This window comes from Acidipropionibacterium thoenii DSM 20276 (genome assembly GCF_000423445.1).
Classification (GTDB): Bacteria; Actinomycetota; Actinomycetes; order Propionibacteriales; family Propionibacteriaceae; genus Acidipropionibacterium; species Acidipropionibacterium thoenii.
Genome location: NZ_KE384019.1, coordinates 61,949 through 84,476, shown reverse-complemented (window position 1 = coordinate 84,476; position 22,528 = coordinate 61,949). Strand labels below are relative to the sequence as shown.

The window sequence follows — 22,528 nt, the reverse complement described above, 5'->3', positions numbered from 1 at the left end:
AGCCGGGGCTCGAGGTCCGGAAAGGACCTTGAGCCTCCGACTGCCGGGACTCTCGTCTCAGCAGGTGCTGGGCCGATCAGCCGACGACGCCCTTGAGGCAGTCGAACAACTCATGGGCCTCATCGGAGTTGAGTTCAACCACCAGGCGGCCGCCACCGTCGACGGGCACCCGCATGACAATGCCACGCCCCTCCTTCGCGACCTCCATCGGACCGTCTCCGGTACGGGGCTTCATAGCTGCCATGTCACTCATCCTCGCTCACTGGTCAGTGGTAACACCCCTATTATTCCGTATCCGCCACGGTTTCGCTGGTCAGCAGCCTGCGAGGGCCCCTCATCCCTGGGCTTCAGGGCCCTCCTGAGGATCTTCTGCGGGCCCCTCCCCGACCCCGCCGGGAGTCTGCCGGGCAGGGACCTGCTGGGGCATCTGCATCTCCACCGCGAGTCGAGCCAGCAAGGCATCGACCTGTGCCATCGAGTAGCCGCGAGCCACCACGTCGAAGTGCACGGCGCGCAGGTCATCGGGCCCCATCAGGTGGCTGGGAAGATCGGGGGCTGGACGGTCCTCGACAACCTGGGGCACCGCCCCGAACCGCCCCGAGGCCGCCATCACCGCAGCGCCGATGATGACAATCACCACAGCGCACAACACCCACACCATCACAGTGCCCTCTCCGCCACGTCGTTGCGCTGCGCAGCCCCGGCGGACCGTCCAGCTCCACCGGTCGGCCCATTTCCCTGGGCCGACCGGTCGGTCGCGAGCCAACCGCCCAGGGCAGCTGCGCACTCATCCAGGCTGGCGAGCCTGCAGTGCTCGTCCTCCTTGTGGGCACACAGGGCGTCGCCGGGCCCGTAATTCAGCGCCGGGATCCCCAGAGCCGAGAACCGCGCCACGTCGGTCCAGCCGTACTTGGGCAGCGGGGCGGATCCGACGGCCGCGACGAAGGACTGCGCCAGCGGACGGTCGAGGCCCGGGCGGGCCGATTCCGACAGGTCGAGGATCGCCATCTCCCAGCCGTCGAAGAGACGCCGCATCGCCGCCTCGGCCTGGGCGGCCGACTTGTCGGGAGCGAACCGGTAGTTGATCTGAATGGTGACCTGCGGCGGGATGACATTGCCGGCCACCCCGCCGGAGACCATCGTGGCGTTGAGTCCCTCGTGGTAGGTGAGCCCGTCCACCTCGACCAGTGGATCACCCTGCTGCCAGGAGTCCAGGATCGACAGAATCGGCGCCAGGTCGTGGATCGCATTGTGACCGGTCCAGGACCGGGCCGAATGGGCGGCGACCCCCGGCACCACCAGGTTGAACCTCATGGTGCCCTGGCAGCCCCCCTCCACCACGCCGTCAGTGGGTTCCATCAGAATGGCGAGATCGGCGTCCAGCAGGTCGGGGCGCTGCGCGGCGATGTGCGCCAGCCCGTTGAACTCGGCGGCGATCTCCTCGGCCTCGTAGAACACCCAGGTGACGTCCTTGGCCGGATCCCTCAGGAGCGCTGCCAGCTGAAGGGCGACCGCCACGCCACCCTTCATGTCGCAGGTCCCACGCCCGACCAGGTGGTCCCCGTCGGTGCGGTGCTCGATCCACGAGGGCAGGTTCCCGGTCACCGGAACGGTGTCCAGATGCCCGGCCACCACCACCCGCCGGGACCGGCCCAGCACGGTCCGGGCGACCACGGAGTTGCCGACCCGGGTCACCTCGAGGTGCGGCAGGGCGACCAGCGCGGTCTGGACGGCGTCGGCCAGGACCTCCTCGTGCAGGCTGACCGATTCGCAGTCGACGATCCGGCGGAACAGCGTGTGCAGGTCTGCGCGCAGGTCGAGTGACATGGCCACAATCCTAACGACGTCAACCCAGTGCCCTCCGATCCTGGCGGGCCGCTCGGCGTGGCAGGGCTGTCGTCCCGGTCATCTAAAGTGGCAACCATGACGAGCACCTCGACGACCACCACCCGCACCGCATGGGGCTGGGGGCTGGCCACCGTCCACGACGACGGATCGATCCTGGACACCTGGTTCCCCCATCCAGCGCTGGGAACCGCCGAGCAGTCCAACCCGCCGCAGGATCTTGTCAAAGCCGCTGCCGGCGGTCTGGACCCGATTCGCCGGGTCCACCATGAGGTGGTGCTCGCCGTCATCGACCTGGACGCCGCGCCCGCCGACGTCCCGGATGCCTACCTGCGTCTCCACCTGTTGTCGTACCGGCTGGTGGCCCCCAGGACCATCAATCTGGACGGCATCTTCGCAGTGCTGCCCAACAATGTGTGGACCACTGCCGGGCCGCTGCGGGTCGAGGACTACCCCGAGGCGGCCGTCGCGGCGCGCATCGCCGGGGCGCCGTTCACCGTGCTGCTGATCGACAAGTTCCCCAGGATGACCGACTTCGTGGTCCCCTCCGGGGTGCGGATCGGCAATGCCGACCGGATCCGACTCGGTGCCCACCTGGCCGAGGGAACCACCGTGATGCACGAGGGATTCGTCAACTTCAACGCCGGAACCCTGGGCACCTCGATGGTGGAGGGACGCGTCTCCCAGGGGGTCATCGTCGAGGACGGCTCCGACATCGGCGGAGGAGCCTCCATCATGGGTACTCTGTCGGGCGGTGGACGCGAGCAGGTCACCATCGGCAAGGGCTGCCTGCTGGGCGCCGAGGCCGGCATCGGGATCTCGATGGGCGACAACTGCGTCGTGGAGGCCGGGCTCTATGTCACCGCCGGAACCAAGGTGACACTGCCCGACGGCTCTGTGGTCAAGGCGCGTGAGCTGTCCGGCTCCCCCAACATCCTGTTCATCCGCGACTCGGTCACCGGCGCTGTCCGCGCACTGGGGCGCAAGGGTGCCAAGGTGGAGCTCAACTCCGCCCTGCACACGAACTGACCTTCGATGGCACGCCGATCAGCCCCCCGCAGGGCCGCCAGGAACCAGCCCCGGTGGGTCCGCTCAGTGGCCGCCGTGGTGGTGGTCCTCGCCCTGATCGCAGGGCTGGCCTACGGCGGATGGCGGGTCTGGCAGCGCGCCAGTGCGCTCTTCGAGACCCCGGTCAACGAGGGCTGCCAGGTCACTGTCGGTGCCAACAGCTACACCTTGGACCTGGAGCAGTCGGGCAACGCCGCGATCATCACCGCCGAGGCGCTCAGACGCGGTCTTCCGGCCCGGGCCGCCTCCATCGCACTGGCCACCGCCATGCAGGAGTCCAGGCTGCGCAACCTCAGCTACGGCGACCGCGACTCCATCGGGCTGTTCCAGCAGCGCCCCTCCCAGGGCTGGGGAACCAAGGCCCAGATCATGGACCCGTGGTATTCCAGCGGGAAGTTCTATGACGAACTGGTCAAGGTCTCCGACTGGCGGACCGGCGACATCAACGACGTCGCCCAGGAGGTCCAGAAGTCCGGGGTTCCCGATGGTTACCGCAAGCACGTCGACGCCGCCAAGGCCTGGGCCAGCACGCTGACCGGCCAGTCCCCGCGGGCGCTGAGCTGCGTCAACCGGTCGTCGGAGGCCGGCACCACCGCCTCGCTGGCCGCCACCGCCGTCAAGGGGCTGGGTACTCGCGCCACCGTGACGCGCACCGCCACCGCGGTGACCATCCGGTCGGCCGACTCCGACCTGGTGTGGGCCGGAGTGGCGCTGACGATGGCCAGCAATGACAAGGCCCCGATCACCTCGGCAAGTGTGGGAACCGCCGGCTGGTCGGCAGATGCCAAGGTCTACTCCGCCTGGACGAGCTCCACGGGCCCCTCGTCGAGCCCCTCGGCTGGCTCCACGAGCGCCACCACCGGCACCGTCAGGGTGCTGTCCTAGCTGGCCCGCAGCTGGCCCGACCGACGTTCGTGGCCGTCGAGAGAGGCAGCGGACGCCGGTCAGGAGAGTCGCGGCGTCTCGCCGGTCAGCCGACGCGCGGCGTCGACGATCTGCTGGTCGGTTGCGGTCAGACTGATCCGGACGTGGTCGGAGGGACCCTCGACATAGAAGTCGCCGGGGGAACACAGGATTCCCCGCTGGGCGAGCCAGTCGAGGGTCTGGCGGCAGTCCTGGCCCCGGGTGGCCCACAGGTAGATCGAACCCTGCGAGTCGTCGATCCGGAACCCGGCCTGCTCCAGGGCCGGCCGCAGCACGGCGCGGCGCCGCTGGTATCGCTCACGCTGCTCGATGACATGGGAGTTGTCGCGCAGCGCCACCCTCATCGCCTCGGCGATCGGCGCTGGCAGAATCATCCCGGCATGCTTGCGGATCGCCAGCAACTCGCTGGTCAGCTCGGGATCACCGACCACGAAACCGGCGCGGTAACCGGCCATGTTCGACCTCTTGGACAGCGACATGCAGCTCAGCAGGCCGGTGACGTCCCCCTCGCAGATCCGGCTGTCGAGCACCGAGACCGCCTCGGCGTCCCAGGCGAACTCCCCGTAGCACTCGTCGGAGGCCAGCACCGCTCCGGTGGCCCGGGCGAAATCCACCCAGGCTCGCACCTGGTCCATCGACAGCATCCGGCCGGAGGGGTTGGCCGGGGAGTTGATCCAGATCAGGTCGGGCTGCCCGGACACCTCATCGGGGGAGTCGGCGAGCTGTACCCGGGCTCCGCACAGCAGCCCGCCGACCCGATAGGTCGGGTAGGCACAGGTCGGGATGACCACGGTGGAGTCGGCTCCCAGACCCAGCTGAGCAGGTAGTGAGGCGACCAGCTCCTTGGTGCCGATCACCGGCAGCACGCAGGTCTCGGAGAGCTCCGGGGCTCCCCAGCGTCCGGTCATGTAGTCCAGGATCGCGGTTCGCAGCGCCGGCGTCCCCCACACCTGCGGGTAGCCGTGGGCGTCCGAGGACGCCGCCAGAGCCTGGCGTGCCAGCTGCGGGGTCTGGTCGACCGGCGTCCCCACCGACAGGTCGACCAGCCCGTCGGGGTGCTGGGCCGCACGGGCCTTGGCCCCGGCGATAGTGTCCCAGGGGAAGGTCGGCAGGCCGGCCGAGACCTTCCGGCGGCGACTCCTGCTGAGTGCCTCGGTCATTCGCCCTGAGGGGGCAGCGCGGCGACCTCGGGCGGATCCTTGTGAGTCGGTCCCAGGCGGGCGGCACCACCCGGGGAGCCGAGCTCCTCGAAGAAGTCGGTGTTGATCTTGAGGAATGCCTGCTGATCATCAGGCAGGTCGTCCTCGTAGTAGATCGCCTCCACCGGGCAGACCGGCTCGCAGGCGCCGCAGTCGACGCACTCCTCCGGGTGGATGTACAGGCTGCGCTCCCCCTCGTAGATGCAGTCGACCGGGCACTCCTCGACGCAGGCACGATCCTTGACATCCACGCAGGGCAGACCGATGACGTAGGTCACGACGCTCTCCTCGGGTTGGCATTGACTTGGGTGTCTGAGGGCCGGGGCCCTCGGTCACGATCATCTCCACTCTAGCCTGCTCCACTACACAGTGTCGTGATCGCGAGACGGGGCCTGGATGCCGATGGTCGGGGGCGGGACGCCGGTCACTGGCAGATCACCCGATCGGTCGGGTCGTAGCGCCAGAAGTAGTCCTCCTTCTTGGCGACCTTGCCGTCGCGCCAGAACAGCCGGGAGTAGCGCACATCGAACCCCGGGGAGGCGGATTGCGGATGACACTGCGGATCGCTGGAGATGATCGTTCTACCGTCGGCCCAGTTCGACCTCACAGGATCGGTGGAGGTGATCCTCTGCCAGGTCGGGGTCGACCACATCCTCACGGTGATCGAACCACTGCCGCCGACCGGGGCCCTGGTCGTGAAGGCCTGCACCAGCACCCCGTAGCGGGTGTCATTGCGGAACTTCAGGTCGAGCTTGCCGTAGTACAAGGTGGCCTCGCGCCCGGCGGGGTAACGGTCGAAGTACAGCGAGTGGGGATGATGCTCGACGTCGGTCATACCGGCGAAGAAGGCGGCGTTGAATGTGGTGGTGGCCGATTGGGAGATCCCGCCGGCTGACTCCTTGCGCAGCTGGGACTCGGAGATCACCCAGCCGTCGACATAGCCCTTGTCGGAGGTCCTCGGTCCCAGCACCTGGTCCATGCTGAAGGTGCCACCGGGGGCCAGGTAGGTGTTGTTGATGGTACTGGCGGCCAGCGTGAGGTTCGTGTTGCGGTAGGCGGCATAGGGGAAGTTCGTGGTGAACTCGCCGATCACCTGGTTGACGCCCGCCCGGCGGGCATCGGCGGTGGAGAATTTGGCGGGCACCGGGGTGATCGGGACCGTGCCAGTGCGTTCGGCGCCTGACTTCCGCAGCGCAGGAGCGACCGCCCTGGTGAAGTTCTCGAGGCTGACCCCCTGCCCATCGGTGGAGGGTTCGATGGTGGGCCGGTCCCCGGAGATGACGATTCTGGCATCCTTGCCGGCGCTCAGCCCGAGCCTGTCGCGGGACGCCGCGCTGGCCCGGTAGAGGCCGGCCATGTCGGTGGCGGCGGATACCTTCCCGGCTGTGGTGGCCACCGCTGTGGCCGCCGCGATCTGGTCAGTGGTGAGCACCACATCACCCTTGTCGGTCCGCACGGTCACCGGCCCCGACAGGGTGGGGCGCAGCGTGCCGGTGACGACCTGGGACACCTGAGCGTCGGTGATCTGCGGGGCATGGCGGGAGACGCCGGCCTGCAGCGGGGCGGTGGAGGCGGTCGGCCAGCCGCGCGCGATGGTCTCGGCGGTGGCGGCCACGTCGAGGGACCGACCCGCCACAGCCCTGGTGGTGACGATCCTGGTTCCCGACAACGACAGGCCGGCATTCCTGGCGGTGACGGTGAATCTGTCGGCCTGCCGGCTGACCGCCGACTCCAGCGTGTCCTGGTCGACCGCGGTGACCAGCGGCACCCGGGCCCCGCCGTGCAGGGTGTTCCAGATCACCCGCGGGTTCCAGGAGTTGCCCGGGTCGACCTGGGCCATGGTGGCCTCCCAGTCGGCCGACAGTCCGGCTGATGCCGGGACGAGGGCGGCGGTGGTGGCGCCATCGGCGAAGGTCACCGGTCGTGAGAGTTGCGGCGTGAGAGCCCTCCGGACCGTCTCGCGGGCCTGACTGACCGACTGACCGCCCACTGCGATGCCAGCGATCTCGGTCCTGGCGGGCATCGTGTCGGCGGTCATGAAGTGACCCATCAGATATCCCCCGGCGCCGATGACGACCACTGCCCCGAGCCCGATACCCAACACCTTGGGAGCCGCTCTGGTGCGGGATCCGCGGGGCCTTCTGATGGTCTCGTCGGTGCCGTCTCCCACCCTGATCCGCCCTCTGCTGGTGTTGGCCTGCCCCTCGGTCCGGCGCCACTGGGGTGTGGGCATTGTAGGCAGATGGCCACGGTCAACCACGAATGCCGGGATCGGTGAGGTTCACTGCTGGGGAATCTCAGCCCGTCAGGCTCAGCGGACTGCCCTTTCGGCCTGCGCCCGGTAGACCATCCCGACGATCCGGGAGTACTCGACCGGGTTGGCGCGCCCGACGTCGGCGCCCAGTCGGTGACGGGCCCCGGTCATCAGGCCGAGCGCCAGATCGCGCTGCCGGTCCACGAGGGTGAGGGTGCCGGTCCATCCCGTGTGGCCGATGCTGCCGGGGCTGGGGCAGCCGCCGAACGGTGAGTAGGGAGGGCCGGACGCCGGTGCCACCCGCCAGCCCAGGCCGTGGCTGGAGCTGGCCCGCTGCTGCGGCGTGGCCCCCTGCGGGCTGGCGAAGTGGCGCCACACCGCCTGGTCGATGTGACGGACCCCGTCCAGGCACCCCTCTCCCAGACCGAGCCGCAGCAGAACCGCAAGATCGGCAGCGTCGGTGAACAGCCCGGCATGCCCGGAGACCCCGGCCATGCAGTACCAGGCCTTCTCGTCATGGACCTGGCCACGAAGAGTGTGACGCCGCAGCGGGGCCGGCCTGCCGTCGGGAGCCGGGCCGTAGTCGACCGTGCCGCCACGGGTGTTGCCCTGAGGTTCGGTGGCGGCTATCTGATCGGCGTCGATCCCCTTCTCCAGGGGATTGAACAGGGTCCGGCGCAGGCCCAGCCGCCGGTAGAGCCCCTCCTCCAGGTAGCGGTCCAGGCGCAGGCCGACGGTCTGCTCGACCAACAGGCCGAGGATCATGTAGTCGAGATCGGAGTAGCAGTAGCCCTGGTGGGCAGGTCCGGCCGAGGGCGTTCGGCAGATCACCTCGATGATCCGGTCACGGGAGACCGGGGCGGCGGGAGTACCGGAGCAGTAGAGCTCCCCGGCCCCGTGCCGATGGATGTCATGGGGGTCGAAGTACCGGGGGTCGGCGATCAGGCCGGCCTCGTGGCGCAACAGGTCGGCGACCGTGACGTCCTGGCGTCCGGTCCCCCCGACTCCGTGGCGACCGAACTCGGCCCAGCCCGGAAAGTCGCAGACCGGCCGTTCCAGATCGAGCAGGCCCTGGCCGACCAGCATCATCAGGGCCAGGTTGGTGGCCCACATCTTGGTGTTGGAGGCCAGGTCGAACAGGGTCGAGGCGGTCGCAGGTACCCGCTGGTCGGCCCGGAGCAGAGCAGCCACCGGGGGGACGGCGTCACCGCCGGGACGCGGAGCGCCGCAGTCGGCGGAGAGGTGGGCTGGCGGCGTCGAGTACCTCAGCGCGTCCCCGCACGAGTGCTGATGGACAACACCACCGGACGAGACGACGACCAGGCTCACCGAGGAGAGCTCCCCGGCAGCTTGGTCGTCGAGATAGTGGTCAAGACCCGACCAGTCGGTGACCATCCTGTCGGTCAGTTGGCCGCCGCCGGAACCGGCAGGGCCGCATTGATGGCGTCGACGGTGGCCTTGGCGTCACCGAAGAGCATCTGGGTGTTGTCCTTGAAGAACAGCGGATTCTCCACGCCAGCGTAACCGGGCTTCATGGACCGCTTGAACACCACCACCTGATGGCCCTCCCAGACGTGCAGGACCGGCATCCCCGAGATGGGGGTGCCCGGGTCCATCGCGGCCGGGTTGACGGTGTCATTGGCACCGATCACCAGGACGATGTCGGTATCAGCGAAGTCATCGTTGATCTCGTCCATCTCCATCACGATGTCATAGGGCACGTGGGCCTCGGCGAGCAGCACATTCATGTGGCCGGGAAGGCGCCCGGCGACCGGATGGATCGCGAACCGCACCTCGACACCCTGCTCGCGCAACCGCTTGGCGAGTTCGGCCACCGGGTACTGCGCCTGGGCCACTGCCATCCCGTACCCGGGAGCGATGATCACCGAGGAGGCGTCGGCCAACTGGCCGGCCAGGTCCGCCGCGGTGGTCTCGTGGATCTCTCCCTGGGGTCCGTCGGAGGTGATCATCGGGGCGTCCCCGAAGCCACCGAGGATGACCGAGACGAAGGACCGGTTCATGGCCCTGCACATGATGTAGGACAGGATCGCACCGGAGAAGCCGACCAGGGCACCGGTGATCGTCAGCACCGCGATGTGCAGGCTGAATCCGGAGAAGGCAGCAGCCCAACCCGAGTAGCTGTTGAGCATCGAGATGACCACCGGCATGTCTGCGCCGCCGATCGCCGCCACCAGGTGGAAGCCGAGGAACAGTGACAGCCCGGTGAGGATCGCCAGCGGCAGCCAGGCGAGCGGCCCCTCGACATTGGAGAACCAGATCCCGCAGGCGATGATGGCGATCACGATCACCAGATTGATCCAGTTGCGTCCCGGGATCGCCAGCGGCTTGGAGGCGATCTTGCCCGACAGCTTGCCCCAGGCCACGATCGACCCGGTGAAGGTCAGGGCGCCGATGAACACGCCGATCCAGATCTCGGAGCGCTGGAAGGTCGAGGCCAGCGGCCCGTCCTCCATGAAGGCGTTGAATCCGATCAGTACGGCGGCCAGGCCGACGAAGGAGTGCAGCTGGGCGATCAGCTCAGGCATTCCGGTCATCTCGACCTTGACGGCCTTCCAGACGCCGATCGACGCGCCGATGAGCATCGGCACGAAGAGCAGCGCCAGCACGATCGGATCGAAGGTGGGCTGGCTGACCAGCCAGATGACGGAGGCGATGACCGCGATGATCATGCCGAGGATGCCGAAGGCGTTGCCCCGCTTGGAGGACTCGAACTTCGCCAGTCCGGCCAGCGCGAGGATGAACAGCAACCCCGCGACGATGTAACAGGCCTCGACGAAATTCGTCAGCCGCCCGGAAACCAACATCACTGCAATCATCGGTCAGGCCTTCCTGAACATCTTGAGCATTCGGGCGGTCACGGTGAACCCGCCGAAGACGTTGATACTTGCGATCAGGACCGTGAACGCGGCGATGATCCGGATCGTCCAGGACTCCGACGCGAGCTGGGTGATGGCACCGACCATGATGATTCCGGAGATGGCGTTGGTGACGCTCATCAGCGGGGTGTGGAGGGCGTGGGAGACGTTCCAGACGACGTAGTAACCGACCACCACGGCGACCGCGAAGGTGCCGAACAGGGCCAGGAACTGGCTGGGCGCGAAGGTCAGCAGGGCGATCAGGACGATCGCCAGGCCGCCCACCATGGCATAGGTCTGTTGCCATGGCCGCGGAGCCTTCTCCACCTTGACCGGCTCGGCCGCCGCCTTGGCGACCGGCACCGGCGCCGCTGCGACCTGGACCGGGGGCGGCGGGAAGGTCACCTGACCGTCCTTGCTGACGGTCATGGTCCGGATCACTTCGTCGTCGAAGTCGATGACGAACTGGCCGTCCTTGCCGGGAGTGGCCAGCGTGACCAGGTTGACGAGGTTGGTGCCGTAGAGCTGGGAGGACTGTCCGGCCAGCCGCGAGGCCAGGTCGGTGTACCCGATGATCGTCACCCCGTTGTCGGTGACGTACTTCTCACCGGGATGGGTGAGCACGCAGTTGCCGCCGCCCAGGGCCGCCAGGTCGACGATGATGCTGCCCGGCCGCATCGCGGCCACCATCTCGGCGGTGATGAGCTTGGGAGACGGGCGTCCAGGGATCGCCGCAGTGGTGATGATGACATCGCAGACCTTGGCCTGCTCCATGTACAGCTCGGCGGCCCGGGCGTTGTAGTCGTCGGAGGTCTCCTTGGCGTATCCGTCGGAGGAGACGCCCTGGTCTGCCGTTGCAGTGCGGACGTGCAGGAATCGGGCACCCATCGACTCGACCTGCTCGGCCGTCTCGGGGCGGACATCGGTGGCGAAGACCTCGGCGCCCATCGAGTTGGCGGCTCCCAGCGCGGCCAGTCCGGCGACGCCGGTGCCGATCACGAAGACCTTCGCCGGTGGCACCTTGCCTGCTGCGGTGACCTGGCCGCCGAAGGTCCGGCCGTAGGCGAAGGCCGCCTCGACGACCGCCCGGTAGCCGGAGATGTTGGCCATCGAGGACAGCGCATCCATCGACTGGGCTCGCGAGATACGCGGCACCATGTCCATCGACATCCCGGTGATCCCGGCGGCTGCCAGCCTCTCGGTCAACGCGGAGTCCTGACGCGGCGCCAGGAAGGTCACCAGCACCGCACCGGAGTGCATCAGGGCGATCTCCTGGGCGGTCGGCGGGTTGACCGCCAGCACCAGGTCGCAGGCCCACACCTGCTCCGCGGAGCCCAGTGTGGCTCCGGCCTCCTGATAGCCGGCGTCGGGAAGGGATGCGCGTTGCCCGGCACCGCTTTCGACCATGACGTCGTAGCCCAGCTTGATCAGTTTCGGAACTGTCAGCGGGGTGGCTGCGACCCTGTTCTCACCCGCGAGAGACTCCCGCGGAATTCCAATCCTCATGTCCATGATCCTAAGTCTCTCGACATCAAGGGATCTCTGCGGGGTCGGATCTGCCTGCACATCCGTCCAGGCATGCAAATGCGACCACAGAGGTCGGGGCGCCCGGTTCCCCGGCACCGCCGGCCCGACCGGTTCCTCGGTGATCGCCGGCCGAGAGCCCGTCCCGGCGATCAGTCCTGCCGGTGCACGAGCGCCACCCGCGGTGGCCAGCCGCGTTGCAGCACAGCCCTCATCCCGTCGTGGAACCTGATGAAGGCCAACACCCCGATCGCGGTGGCCGCGGTGGCGATCGAGCCGATCAGCAGTGTCCAGCGCGGCCCCCAGGCGTCGCCGATCCAGCCGATGATCGGCGCCCCGATCGGCGTGCCACCCATGAAGATCGCCATGTAGAGGGCCATCACCCTGCCGCGGACCTCGGGATCGGAGGCCATCTGGACGGTGGCGTTCGCGCTGATCATCACCGTCAGTGCGCACAGCCCGACCGGCACCAGGGTGATGGCATAGATCAGGTAGCTTCGCGCGGTGCCGAGCACGGCGGTGAGGATCGCGAACCCGAGCAGCGGGATGATGAGGGTACGCAACCGGGGGTGGGATCGGCGGGCAGCCAGCAGGGCGGCGGCCAGCGTCCCGACCGCCATGATGGACCCGAGCAGGCCGTACTCCCCCGCCCCCTTGCCGAAGACCTTGGTGGCCATCAGGGCGTTGGTGATCTGGAAGTTCATCCCGAAGGTGCCGAGCATGAAGACGATCACCATCGGAACCAGGATGTCGGGACGGCCACGGACGTAGCGGATTCCCTCGCGCACCGCACCCTTGCCGCGGCGCGGTGGAGAGGGGGTGAGCCGACGACGGTCCATCATCACCAGCGATCCGATCACCGCGGCGAAGCTCAGTGCATTGATGAGCAGGCAGGCCGGCACCCCGACCGCGGCGATCAGCAGGCCACCGATGCCCGGGCCCAGCAGCCGGGCGGCATTGAACTGGGTGGAGTTCAGGCCGATGGCATTGGGTACCAGCCTCATCGGCACCATCTCGGGAACGAAGGCCTGCCGCACCGGGTTGTCCAGCGCGCTGATCACTCCCTGGAAGAAGGCGATCGCCATCACGTGCCACAGCTGGATGACGCCGGCGGCGTCCAGGATCCACAGCACCAGTGCGTTGGCGGCCAGCAGGCTCTGGCTGATGTAGAGCAGGTTGTACTTGGGCCAGCGATCGGCGATCGCCCCCATCACGGGGGCGAACAGCGCGATCGGCAGGAACTGCAGGGCGGTGACATATCCCAGTGCCGTCGAGGAGTGGTCGGTGAGCTGGGTGAGCACCATCCAGTCCTGGGCGGTGCGGCCCATCCACAGGCCCATGTTGGAGACCATCGAGCCGATGAAGTAGCGGGTGTAGTTGGCCACCGCGAAGGAGGCGAAGGTACGCCCGACCTGACTGCTGGGGCCTGATTCACTCCGGGGCTGTCGACTCATGCCTGACCGATTCGTGACAGGACGCCGGTGGCCCGTCTCAGAGCCTCCAGATCCTCGCCGCTCAGCCCTTCCAGGTGCCTCACCATCCAGGTGTCCCGACTGGCGTAGACGCCGTCGATGACGGCCTGGCCACGCCCGGTCAGGGTGATCAGGACCGACCGGGAGTCCTCCGCGTTGCGGCTGCGGCTCACCAGCCCCTCGGCCTCCAGGGAATTGAGGGTTCGCGTCATGGCCGGCGTGGAGACCCGTTCGCGCTCGGCCAGGGTGGTCGGCGTCTGAGCGCCTCGACGCACCGCGAAGAGCACACTGATCTGGTGCGGCGGGATGCCGCTGGTCGACTCGAATCGCACCCGCCGCGAGATGATCTGGCAGGCCAGCCGAAGATCATTGGCCAGTTCGACCAGCTCGGACCCCTGGCTCGCGGACGGCACACCCATCGACTACCTCCAGTAATTACTCTTGGTAATTACCTTAGTGCAGCATCCTCGTGCGATCCAGCCCCGGATCCGGCGGGACGGCGGCGGAACACCCCAGCCGGACCACGACCGGCGCCGACCGCTCCGCGATGGCCCACCTCGCAGGAGACCTTCCAGGCAGCAGGAGGGCCCGGTCGGGGTGATCCGACCGGGCCCTCCTCGCGCCGGTCCCACCGGACCGGTCTCAGATCACCTCGCCAGCACGGCCTGAGCGACCTCGACGACGTGGTCGCCGGTGATGCCGAACTCCTCGAAGCACTTGGAACCGGCCGCCGAGGCGCCGAAGTGCTCGATGGAGACCGAGTCGCCTGCGCAGCCGACGTACTTGGCCCAGCCCATCGAGATCCCGGCCTCCACCGAGACCCGGGCGCTCACAGCGGACGGCAGCACCGACTCGCGGTACTCCTGGTCCTGTGCGTCGAACCACTCCTGACACGGCATCGAGACCACCCGGGTGGGGGTACCGTCAGCCTCCAGCTTCTTCTGGGCATCCAGGGCCACACCGACCTCCGAGCCGGTGGCGATGAGGATCAGCTGCGGGTCGGCGCTGGCCTCCGAGAGCACGTAGGCCCCCCGGGCGGCCCCGTCGGCCGAGGCGTAGACGCTGCGGTCGACGGTCGGCAGGTCCTGGCGCGACAGGACCAGCCCGGCGGGCCGGTCGGTGTGCTCCAGGATGGTCTTCCAGGCCACCGCCGTCTCGTTGGCGTCCGCGGGCCGCACGACGTCCAGTCCGGGGATCGCCCGGCAGGCGGCCAGGTGCTCGATGGGCTGGTGGGTGGGGCCGTCCTCGCCGACACCCACCGAGTCGTGGGTCCACACGAAGATGCTCGGAATGGCCATCAGGGCGGCCAGCCGCACGGCCGGGCGCATGTAGTCGGAGAACACGAAGAAGGTGCCACCGTAGGCTCGGGTCAGACCCGACAGGGTGATGCCGTTGATGATCCCGCCCATCGCATGCTCGCGGATGCCGAAGTGCAGGGTGCGCCCGTAGGGACCGCCGGGGTACTCATCGACCACCCGGTCATCGGGCAGGAAGGAGTCGGCCCCCTTCATGGTGGTGTTGTTCGACCCGGCCAGGTCCGCCGAACCGCCCCACAGCTCGGGAAGCTGGGGTCCCAGTGCGGTGAGCACCGCACCGGAGGCCTTCCGGGTGCTCATCTTGCCGGCCTCGAAGGTCGGCACCTCCAGGTCGGCGGGCAGCTTGCGGGCGCGCACCCTCTCCAGCAGCTCGGCGCGCTCCGGGTTGGCCTGCTGCCAGGCCGCGAAGGCCTCGTCCCAGGCGGCCCGGGTGGCGCCGTTGCGCTCGGCGAAGGCCTTGCGGGTGGCCCCCACCAGGCTCTCGTCGATGGCGAAGGGGGTGTCCTCGAAGCCGAGCTCCTTCTTCAGAGCGGTGATCTCGGCGGCACCCAGCTTGGAGCCGTGCACCGACTCCGAACCCTGCAGGTTCGGCAGCGGCCAGCCGATCACGGTGGTCACCTTGATGAAGGAGGGCTTGTCGGTGACCGCCTTGGCGGCCTCGATGGCATCGGCCAGGGCCTGGACGTCCTCGGAGTAGTGGGTACCGCCATGGGTGAAGTCGACGGTCTGGACGTGCCAGCCGTAGGCCTGGTAGCGGGCGCAGACGTCCTCGGTGAAGGCGATATTGGTGTCACCCTCGATGGTGATCCGGTTGTCGTCGTAGAACAGGATGAGGTTGCCCAGCTCCTGGGTGCCGGCCAGTGAGGAGGCCTCCGAGGAGACTCCCTCCTGCAGACAGCCGTCGCCTGCGATGGCATAGACGTAGTGGTCGAAGGGGCTGGTCCCGGCCGGGGCGTCGGGGTCGAACAGGCCGCGCTCGCGGCGGGCCGCCATCGCCATTCCGACCGCATTGGAGACGCCGGAACCCAGCGGTCCGGTGGTCACCTCGACGAACTTGGTGTGACCGTACTCGGGGTGCCCGGGAGTCAGGGACCCCCAGGTGCGCAGCGACTCCAGGTCGCCCAGATTCAGGCCCAGGCCGGCCAGGTAGAGCTGGGTGTACTGGGTCAGCGAGGAGTGCCCGGCCGACAACACGAATCGGTCGCGTCCCAGCCACTTCTCGTCGCTCGGATCGATGTTGAGCACCTTGTGGTAGAGCAGGTAGGCCAGCGGTGCGAGTGAGATCGCGGTGCCGGGGTGACCGTTGCCGACCTTCTCCACGGCGTCGGCGGCCAGCACCCGCGCCGTGTCCACTGCCCTCTTGTCCGTCTGCGTCCATTCAAGCTGTGCCACTTGTGAAGTCCTCTCGTGGTCGGCCCCGGCCCGGTCTGCGACCGGACCGGGGCGCGTGGTGTTGTTCAGCCGGCGCTACCGGCTGGTCTCGATTCGTGTTGCCCGTAATCGTTCTGATAGCGAGCGTACAGATGATCAACGGTCTGCCGAGGAATGGCCACAGGGTCACCCATCTGTGCAGATACGTAGACGGTCTGGGCCACCTCCTCGCACATCGCTGCGGTCTTGACCGCCGCCGTGGCGTCGGTCCCGATGGTGAAGGGCCCGTGGTTGGCCATCAGCACCGCGCGCGACCGGGATCCCCGCAGGGTCTCGACGATTCCCCGGCCGATCGACTCGTCCCCGATCACCGCCAGCGGCCCGACCGGGATCTCGCCGCCGAACTCGTCGGCCATCATGGTGAGCACACAGGGGATCGGCTGACGCCGGGCCGCCCAGGCGGTGGCATAGGTCGAGTGGGTGTGCACCACCCCGCCCACCTCAGGCATCTGCTGATAGACGTAGGCGTGGGCGAAGACGTCGGAGGAGGGACCGAGCGAGACGTCGGTCCCGTCGTCGATCTTGCGACCCGACAGATCACAGACCACCATGTTCTCGGGCCTGAGCAACTCGTAGAGCACCCCGGAGGGCTTGATCACCAGCAGGTCGGTACCGATCTCCTCGGCGCAGCGGATCCGCTGGGAGACATTGCCGGCGGTCCACACCACCAGATTCCAGCGGGTCAGCTCACCGTGCAGCCGGGCCACCTCCTGGCGCACCTGCTGGATCTGCGCCCGCAGGGTCTGCGGCAGTCGGTCCAGCTGGATGGTCGAGGACCCGCGCACCGTCGACTCAGCCATTGATGTAGGCATCCTCGGAGTGATCCCCCTCCCGGCGCAGCAGCGGGCCGCGCTTCTTCTCGGCACGGATGTGTGCCTTGCGACGGATCTCCTTGAGGCGGTGCATCACCGGGTTGGCGCCGCGCCCGAAGTAGTCGTGCAGCATCTCGTACTCGGCGTAGAGCTGGTCGTACTGGCCGGCACGGTCCTCATCGACCTGGTAGACCCCCTCCTCCTTGGCCCCCATGGCCGCCGAGGCGGCCTTGACATCGGGGTAGACGCCGGCCGCCACTGCTGCGAAGACCGCCGATCCGCGGGCTCCCGGCTGGGTGGTCAGACCCAGCGACAGGGGCACCCGGCAGATGTCGCACAGCAGCTGCATGAGGAAGCCGTTCTTGGTGAGCCCGCCGGCGACCACCAGCTCATTGATGGCCACCCCTGCGTTGCGGAAGGACTCGATGATCTCCCGGGCGCCGAAGGCGGTGGACTCCAGCAGCGCCCGGTACTGGTCCTCGGGGGTGGTGGTCAGCGTCTGGCCGATCAGCACTCCCGACAGATTGGCATCGGCGAGCACCGAGCGGTTGCCGTTGTGCCAGTCCAGTCCGATCAGGCCGTGGGCACCGACCTCCTGGTCGCGACAGCGCTCGGTGAGCAGGTCGTGCACGCTGATGCCGCGCCGGGCGGCCTGCTCGAAGTAGGAGTAGGGCACGCAGTTGTCGATGAACCAGGCGAAGATGTCGCCGACCGCGGTCTGGCCGGCCTCGAATCCCCAGGAGCCGTCGACGATCCCGCCATCGACCACCCCGAACATGCCGGGGACCTCCTTGAGCTCGGGCCCGGGCACCACATAACAGGCCGAGGTACCCATGATGGCGGTCATCTGGCCGTCCTCGACGGCATTGACCGCGGCTGCGGTCACGTGGGCGTCGATATTGCCCGAGGCCACCGCGATCCCCTCGGGCAGTCCGAGCCGGGCGGCCCAGTCGGCGGTCAGGCCGCCGACCCTGGCTCCCAGCGGCAGCACCGGGGCGTCCATCTTGGACTCGAAGACGTCCTCGAAGTCCGGGTTGAGGTTGCGCAGGAACTCCTTGGACGGGTACTTGCCATCCTGGAACATCCGCTTGTAGCCGGAGTCCCCGGCGGCGAAGCTGAGGGTGCCGGTGAGCTTCCAGGTCATCCAGTCCAGTGCGTCGACGAAGACGTCGGTGGCGGCGTAGACCTTCGGTGCCCATTCCAGGGTCTCCAGCACCTTGGGCATCAGCATCTCCGCCGACAGGATCCCGCCGTAGCGGGCCAGCCAGGGTTCGCGGCGCACCTGGGCCAGCTTGACGATCCGATCGGCCTGGTCCTGGGCGCCGTGGTGCTTCCACAGCTTCACCCAGGCGTGCGGCTCGTTGGCGAACTCCTCGAGCTCGCAGACCGGGGTGCCGTCCGATCTGCAGGCCAGCACGGTGGCCGAGGTGAAGTCCAGCCCGATGCCGATGACATCGTTCGGGTCCACCTCGGAGTCGCGCAGCGCGCCGGGGATGATGTGCTCGAGGGTCTCGAGGTAGTCGCCCGGGTCCTGCAGGGCGAAATCGGGGGGCAGCTTCTGCCCATCGGCGGCGTCCAGGGTGCGATCCATCACGGCGTGCGGGTACTCGTGGACGTCGGTGCCCATCTCGGCACCGTCGCTGACCCTCACCACCAGTGCGCGGCCGGACAGGGTGCCGTAGTCGAGTCCGATGATGTACTTGTCTGACATGGCTTCCTACCTCTGTGTAGGGGATGTGGGGTGTGGGTTCAGGACAGTGGGATGTGGGGCGCCGCACGAACCGGTCACTGCCGGCCGACCGCTGGGGCCGGCCGGCGCCGGGTGCAGCTGGTCAGTTCTTCCAGGGCCGCTTGGCCCAGAAGCCCTCGCCCACGAAGAGCTTGTCCACCTCATCCTGCAGGACGCCGGTCTCCAGCAGGAAGTCCAGCAGGGTGTAGCGGGAGCGGATCATCTGGCAGCGGGTGTAGGTCTCGTGGAAGCGCTTCTCGGTGAGGCCGATCTGGCTGGGGTGGTAGACGCCACCGACCTCCTTGAGGATCTCCTCCACCTGCTCGGCGGGCATCACCTGCTCGGCGCAGCGCTGCTGGATCGACGACCACTTCTGCTCGACCAGTTCCAGCCGCTGACGCAGCTGCTCGGGGGTGAGGTACTTGTCCATCGTCTGCTTGACGGCGGGCTCGACCATCTCGCCGGTGAAGTTGCGCCGGACCTTGGCCTCCATCTCCTCGGCGTTCGGCCACGTGGCGACCGCCGCATCGATGTCGAAGGAGCCGAAGTCGAGCTTGAGGATCTCGGCCCACAGGGCGAGCACCGAGATGGTGCCCAGACCCACCTTCATGCCGTGGGTCAGCGGAGGTTCCTGGTCCATCCCCAGCTTCTCCATCTCCCAGACGTGGGAGAACTGATGGCCGGCCCCGGAGGCCGGGCGCGAGCTGATGCGGTACTTCTGCATCGACAGCCCCGACATCACCAGACCCTCGACCAGACCCTCGAGGGCCTCGGGCTTGCCATCGGCCAGCCCCTTCGGATCGGAGATGGCCTGGGGCAGCGGCCCCTGGACCAGCTCCCAGACCTCCTTGTCGATCGGCTCAATGCCCAGTTCGTCGGCGATGATCCAGTCGGCACCGGCCGGCACCTTCTCGATGAGATCGCCCAGACCGGTGGCGGTGCAGCGCTGCGGCGCGCCGGCCATCGTCGGAAGATCGGCGATGAGGGCCTGGGGGGCCCGGCAGCTCATGGTGTGCTTGAAGCCGTTCTCGGTGATCGAGGCGCCGAAGGCTGCGTAACCGTCCATCGACGCGGCGGTGCAGACGTTCATGTAGCGTCGACCGATCTCGTCGGAGGCCCGCTTCGTGAGGTCATTGAGGGTGCCCGAGCCGATCGAGCAGGCGATCACGCCGTCGAGCGCGGCGAGGTGGTCGCGGACCTTCTCGACGTTCTCGTAGGAGGCGTAGACGGTGGGTCGCGCCGGGAAGACCAGGGGTTCCACCAGTTCGACGCCGGCCTGGCGAAGGGAGGCGGTGACGGCCTCGCCGGCCACCGCCCAGGTGTTCCCGTCGGCGATCACGATGCCCTTGGCATCACCGAAGAGCTTCCTGAAGACCGGCCCCGTCTGGTCGAGGACTCCGTGCCCCATGACCACCACATCGGTGTCGTCGGAGTCGGCGAGGGCCCTCTCAATGAGTTCGGACATGACTTTCCTCTCGTGGAAATGTGTGAGTGCTGCCATCCCCCGGGGCCCGTCTGCGCGACGGACCCCGGGGTGCGGCCTGGATCAGTGCTTGTCGGCCTCGTGGTCGACCAGCTCATGGATCAACGACTGCATCAACGGGAAGGACCGCATGTACTTGTCCAGGTAGAACTGGTACTCCTCGTGACGCTGCGGGTCCGGCTCGATGACGTCGATCTCGTGGACCATATTGGCCCCGGCCTCCGGCAGGTCCTTGTACAGCCCGGCCCCGACGGCGGCGATCATGCAGGTTCCCAGCACGACGGCATCGCCGACCTCGGTGAGCGCGATCGGCACGCCGGTGACGTCGGAGTGCATCTGCATCCAGTCGCGGCTCTTGGTGGAGCCGCCGCAGGCCACCATCTTGTCGACGCTCACCCCGGCGGCCTTGAAGGCCTTGACGGAGTGGCCGATGCCGTAGCAGACCGCCTCCTGGATGGCGTGGTAGACGTGCGCCGGGGTGTGGGCCAGTGAGAGCCCCCACATGATGCCGCGCGCCTTGGAGTCGGTGTAGGGGGTGCGGTTGCCCTGGAAGTACTCGTTGATGATCAGCCCGTCGGAGCCGATCGGGATGTCGCGGGACTGCGCGTTGAGCACGTCGTAGGGGTTGAGGCCGACCTTCTCAGCGGCCGAGACCACGTCGGAGGCGAAGTTGTCCTTGAACCACTTCAGCACCGATCCGGTGGACACTCCCGAACCCTCGACGGTGAACTGCCCCGGCACCACCGCGTCGGTGTAGGAGCCCCAGAATCCCTCACCGTGGATCTCATGGTCGCTCTGGCCACTGAGCACGTGGGAGGAACCGGTGATGAGGGCGAAGTCGCCCGGGCTGAGCACGCCCAGACCGATCTGGCCGGCCCAGGCGTCGCCGGGCCCCTGGGCCACCGGGATTCCCGGGCGCAGGCCCAGCAGCTGCGCGGGGATGGTTCCCAGCGTGCCGATCTGCTCGCCGAGGTTGACCACCCGGTCGGGGACCTTCTCGAACAGGTCGCCGCACCCGACGGCCTCGTAGAAGTCCACCGGCCAGCCGCCCTGGGCGCGGTTGTAGTAGGAGCGGATCGAGTGGGTGTTGATGTTGGCGGTCCACTCGCCGGTGAGCTTGTAGGTCACCCAGTCGGCGGCATCGACGATGTGCGCCGCCCTGGCGTAGTTCTCGGGCTCGTGCTCCTTGAGCCAGGCGGCCTTGAACGGGAAGTTCTCGGCCGGGGCGGCCCCCTTGCCGCCGTTGTTCATCAGGCGGGCCACCGAGTCGGACTGCTCGGCGCGGGCGGCCTGGGTGGTGGCGCGGTTGTCCATCCACATGATCGCGGGGCGGATCGACTCCCCCTTGGAGTCCAGCGTGACCATCGTGAAGGTGGTCGCGTCGTAGGAGATACCGGCGATCGCCGACGGGGAGATCCCGGCATTCGAGATGGCCCGGTGGGCGCTGGCCTGCAGGGCCTTCCACCACTCGTCGGGATCCTGCTCGGCCCAGCCGGGGTGCGGGAAGTTCGTCTTGTAGGGGGTGGCGGCGAAGGTCAGCGGCCGACCGGCGAGGTCGAAGATGGCGACCCGACACGACTCCGTGCCGTAGTCGATACCCAGGACGTAAGGTCCGTTGTCAATCATTGAGTCTCTCCTTCGAGTGGGCGCCCTCCAGTGGGCGCCTCGGAACTGCACTGTTGCGTTGAGAAATCGATGGGGACGCGACCGAGCTCACTGGTCGTTCTCGGTCCATCCGAGCTCGGCCCAGACCGAGGCCGGGATGAGCTTGTCGATCCGATCGAGAACCCAGGTCGGTCGGTGGGCCTCGTCAAGCGCCCTGATGTCGTCCGCGGTGGCCTCGCCGGTGAGCACACAGGCAGAGCCCATGCCGGTGTCCAGGGCCATCTGGATGTCGGTCTGAAGACGGTCCCCGACCATCACGCAGTGCTCCACCGCGACGTCGAGTCCGGCCAGCGCCGCGGTGAGCATCACCGGGGAGGGCTTGCCGAAGTTCACCTGGCAGGTGGTGCCGGTACAGGCCTCGATGGCGGCCGTGATGGCGGCACAGTCGGGTTCGCCGTGGCCTCCTGGGAAGGGGCAGAACCGGTCGGGGTTGGTCTGGACCAGGATGGCCCGTTTGTGGAACCAGATGGCGTCGAAGGCGATCTGGAGTTTGCGGTAGTCGAATCCGCGGTCATAGGAGGCCACCACGATGTCGATCTCGGAAGGGTCCTCCGAGAGCTGGATCCCGGCGTCCCGCAGACTTGCCTTGAGCGGCTCCTCGGCGATCGCGAAGACCTTCGCATCGGGATGGTTGGTCTTCAGCCAGTTGGTCGTCGTGACCACCGTGTTCGAGATATCTGTGACATCGGTCGGCAGGCCGAGCCTGGCGAGCTTGTCGACGTACTGGCGGGGATCCTTGGTGGGATTGTTGGACAGGAATCGGACCGGGATCCCCCGCCGACGCAGTTCCTCAATCATCCGCTTGGCCCCGGGCAGCAGGTGGTCACCGAGATAGATGGTGCCGTCCATGTCGAAGACATAGGCCTGCTGGAACCCGGTCGGGGCACTCACGATGTCATGCATTGAGATCTCCTGGTCGGCGGGGGCAAC

At 67.9% G+C, this 22,528-nt stretch carries 18 protein-coding genes and 1 pseudogene; 2 read left to right on the top strand and 17 right to left on the bottom strand.

Annotated elements, in window-relative coordinates; genetic code table 11:
- Positions 1-76 precede the first annotated feature (76 nt).
- The 3 genes and pseudogenes from G554_RS17010 to dapE form a co-directional block, all read right to left on the bottom strand.
- Positions 77-244 (bottom strand): DUF3117 domain-containing protein, encoded by a 168-nt coding sequence (locus tag G554_RS17010; protein ID WP_071162200.1) that lies wholly within the window; start codon positions 242-244, stop codon positions 77-79.
- Between the two features lie 90 nt (positions 245-334).
- Positions 335-661, bottom strand: coding sequence for a DivIVA domain-containing protein (locus G554_RS16175; protein WP_036925848.1), 327 nt, complete (start codon positions 659-661; stop codon positions 335-337).
- A 92-nt stretch (positions 662-753) separates the two neighbouring features.
- Positions 754-1,827: pseudogene (dapE, locus tag G554_RS16170) on the bottom strand (succinyl-diaminopimelate desuccinylase); the annotation flags it as partial.
- Between the two features lie 96 nt (positions 1,828-1,923).
- Between dapE and dapD the strand changes: the two are divergent.
- Complete coding sequence (gene dapD, locus G554_RS0112195; RefSeq protein ID WP_036925730.1) at positions 1,924-2,874, top strand: 2,3,4,5-tetrahydropyridine-2,6-dicarboxylate N-succinyltransferase; 951 nt, start codon at positions 1,924-1,926, stop codon at positions 2,872-2,874.
- A gap of 6 nt (positions 2,875-2,880) precedes the next feature.
- On the top strand, positions 2,881-3,798 hold the full coding sequence (locus G554_RS0112190) for a hypothetical protein (protein ID WP_425393359.1): 918 nt from the start codon (positions 2,881-2,883) through the stop codon (positions 3,796-3,798).
- A 59-nt stretch (positions 3,799-3,857) separates the two neighbouring features.
- Here the strand turns inward: G554_RS0112190 and dapC are convergent, their stop codons facing one another.
- From dapC to G554_RS0112120, 14 genes are all read right to left on the bottom strand, one after another.
- Complete coding sequence (gene dapC, locus G554_RS0112185; protein ID WP_027588121.1) at positions 3,858-4,997, bottom strand: succinyldiaminopimelate transaminase; 1,140 nt, start codon at positions 4,995-4,997, stop codon at positions 3,858-3,860.
- Positions 4,994-5,314 (bottom strand): ferredoxin, encoded by a 321-nt coding sequence (fdxA, locus tag G554_RS0112180; RefSeq protein ID WP_027588120.1) that lies wholly within the window; start codon positions 5,312-5,314, stop codon positions 4,994-4,996. The genes dapC and fdxA overlap by 4 nt, the downstream gene beginning before the upstream one ends.
- A gap of 146 nt (positions 5,315-5,460) precedes the next feature.
- The gene (locus tag G554_RS0112175) at positions 5,461-7,269 is read right to left on the bottom strand and encodes a VanW family protein (RefSeq protein ID WP_027588119.1); all 1,809 of its coding nucleotides are present in this window, start codon (positions 7,267-7,269) and stop codon (positions 5,461-5,463) included.
- 78 nt (positions 7,270-7,347) lie between these two features.
- Positions 7,348-8,685 (bottom strand): serine hydrolase, encoded by a 1,338-nt coding sequence (locus tag G554_RS16165; protein ID WP_051233050.1) that lies wholly within the window; start codon positions 8,683-8,685, stop codon positions 7,348-7,350.
- An 8-nt stretch (positions 8,686-8,693) separates the two neighbouring features.
- Entirely contained in the window at positions 8,694-10,127 is a 1,434-nt protein-coding gene (locus tag G554_RS0112165) for an NAD(P)(+) transhydrogenase (Re/Si-specific) subunit beta (RefSeq protein ID WP_027588118.1), read from the bottom strand.
- Positions 10,128-10,130: 3 nt separating this feature from the next.
- On the bottom strand, positions 10,131-11,672 hold the full coding sequence (locus G554_RS0112160) for a Re/Si-specific NAD(P)(+) transhydrogenase subunit alpha (protein WP_027588117.1): 1,542 nt from the start codon (positions 11,670-11,672) through the stop codon (positions 10,131-10,133).
- Positions 11,673-11,842: 170 nt separating this feature from the next.
- Positions 11,843-13,144 (bottom strand): MFS transporter, encoded by a 1,302-nt coding sequence (locus tag G554_RS0112155; protein WP_027588116.1) that lies wholly within the window; start codon positions 13,142-13,144, stop codon positions 11,843-11,845.
- The gene (locus G554_RS0112150) at positions 13,141-13,581 is read right to left on the bottom strand and encodes a MarR family winged helix-turn-helix transcriptional regulator (protein WP_027588115.1); all 441 of its coding nucleotides are present in this window, start codon (positions 13,579-13,581) and stop codon (positions 13,141-13,143) included. The genes G554_RS0112155 and G554_RS0112150 overlap by 4 nt, the downstream gene beginning before the upstream one ends.
- A gap of 228 nt (positions 13,582-13,809) precedes the next feature.
- Positions 13,810-15,870 (bottom strand): transketolase, encoded by a 2,061-nt coding sequence (gene tkt, locus G554_RS0112145; RefSeq protein ID WP_027588114.1) that lies wholly within the window; start codon positions 15,868-15,870, stop codon positions 13,810-13,812.
- 65 nt (positions 15,871-15,935) lie between these two features.
- Complete coding sequence (locus G554_RS0112140; RefSeq protein ID WP_084648525.1) at positions 15,936-16,709, bottom strand: L-ribulose-5-phosphate 4-epimerase; 774 nt, start codon at positions 16,707-16,709, stop codon at positions 15,936-15,938.
- Complete coding sequence (locus G554_RS16160) at positions 16,702-18,432, bottom strand: ribulokinase (protein WP_036925725.1); 1,731 nt, start codon at positions 18,430-18,432, stop codon at positions 16,702-16,704. Before G554_RS16160 ends, G554_RS0112140 begins: the two co-directional genes overlap by 8 nt.
- Before the next feature lie 121 nt (positions 18,433-18,553).
- Positions 18,554-19,915: a sn-glycerol-1-phosphate dehydrogenase gene (locus tag G554_RS0112130; RefSeq protein WP_027588112.1), complete on the bottom strand. Its 1,362-nt coding sequence runs from the start codon at positions 19,913-19,915 to the stop codon at positions 18,554-18,556.
- An 81-nt stretch (positions 19,916-19,996) separates the two neighbouring features.
- Positions 19,997-21,559: an FGGY-family carbohydrate kinase gene (locus G554_RS0112125; protein WP_027588111.1), complete on the bottom strand. Its 1,563-nt coding sequence runs from the start codon at positions 21,557-21,559 to the stop codon at positions 19,997-19,999.
- Between the two features lie 87 nt (positions 21,560-21,646).
- A complete protein-coding gene (locus G554_RS0112120) occupies positions 21,647-22,501 on the bottom strand; it encodes an HAD-IIA family hydrolase (protein WP_027588110.1) in 855 nt (284 codons plus the stop codon).
- Between the last annotated feature and the right edge of the window lie 27 nt (positions 22,502-22,528).

What these genes read in the sequence shown, in the direction of transcription:
- G554_RS0112140 (WP_084648525.1), bottom strand. Translation starts at nt 16,709, where the DNA reads ATGGCTGAGTCGACGGTGCGCGGGTCCTCGACCATCCAGCTGGACCGA.
- G554_RS0112160 (WP_027588117.1), bottom strand. Translation starts at nt 11,672, where the DNA reads ATGAGGATTGGAATTCCGCGGGAGTCTCTCGCGGGTGAGAACAGGGTC.
- G554_RS0112155 (WP_027588116.1), bottom strand. Translation starts at nt 13,144, where the DNA reads ATGAGTCGACAGCCCCGGAGTGAATCAGGCCCCAGCAGTCAGGTCGGG.
- G554_RS16160 (WP_036925725.1), bottom strand. Translation starts at nt 18,432, where the DNA reads ATGTCAGACAAGTACATCATCGGACTCGACTACGGCACCCTGTCCGGC.
- G554_RS17010 (WP_071162200.1), bottom strand. Translation starts at nt 244, where the DNA reads ATGGCAGCTATGAAGCCCCGTACCGGAGACGGTCCGATGGAGGTCGCG.
- dapC (WP_027588121.1), bottom strand. Translation starts at nt 4,997, where the DNA reads ATGACCGAGGCACTCAGCAGGAGTCGCCGCCGGAAGGTCTCGGCCGGC.
- dapD (WP_036925730.1), top strand. Translation starts at nt 1,924, where the DNA reads ATGACGAGCACCTCGACGACCACCACCCGCACCGCATGGGGCTGGGGG.
- G554_RS0112175 (WP_027588119.1), bottom strand. Translation starts at nt 7,269, where the DNA reads ATGCCCACACCCCAGTGGCGCCGGACCGAGGGGCAGGCCAACACCAGC.
- G554_RS0112125 (WP_027588111.1), bottom strand. Translation starts at nt 21,559, where the DNA reads ATGATTGACAACGGACCTTACGTCCTGGGTATCGACTACGGCACGGAG.
- G554_RS16175 (WP_036925848.1), bottom strand. Translation starts at nt 661, where the DNA reads ATGGTGTGGGTGTTGTGCGCTGTGGTGATTGTCATCATCGGCGCTGCG.
- G554_RS0112190 (WP_425393359.1), top strand. Translation starts at nt 2,881, where the DNA reads ATGGCACGCCGATCAGCCCCCCGCAGGGCCGCCAGGAACCAGCCCCGG.
- G554_RS0112150 (WP_027588115.1), bottom strand. Translation starts at nt 13,581, where the DNA reads ATGGGTGTGCCGTCCGCGAGCCAGGGGTCCGAGCTGGTCGAACTGGCC.
- G554_RS0112120 (WP_027588110.1), bottom strand. Translation starts at nt 22,501, where the DNA reads ATGCATGACATCGTGAGTGCCCCGACCGGGTTCCAGCAGGCCTATGTC.
- G554_RS0112165 (WP_027588118.1), bottom strand. Translation starts at nt 10,127, where the DNA reads ATGATTGCAGTGATGTTGGTTTCCGGGCGGCTGACGAATTTCGTCGAG.
- G554_RS0112130 (WP_027588112.1), bottom strand. Translation starts at nt 19,915, where the DNA reads ATGTCCGAACTCATTGAGAGGGCCCTCGCCGACTCCGACGACACCGAT.
- G554_RS16165 (WP_051233050.1), bottom strand. Translation starts at nt 8,685, where the DNA reads ATGGTCACCGACTGGTCGGGTCTTGACCACTATCTCGACGACCAAGCT.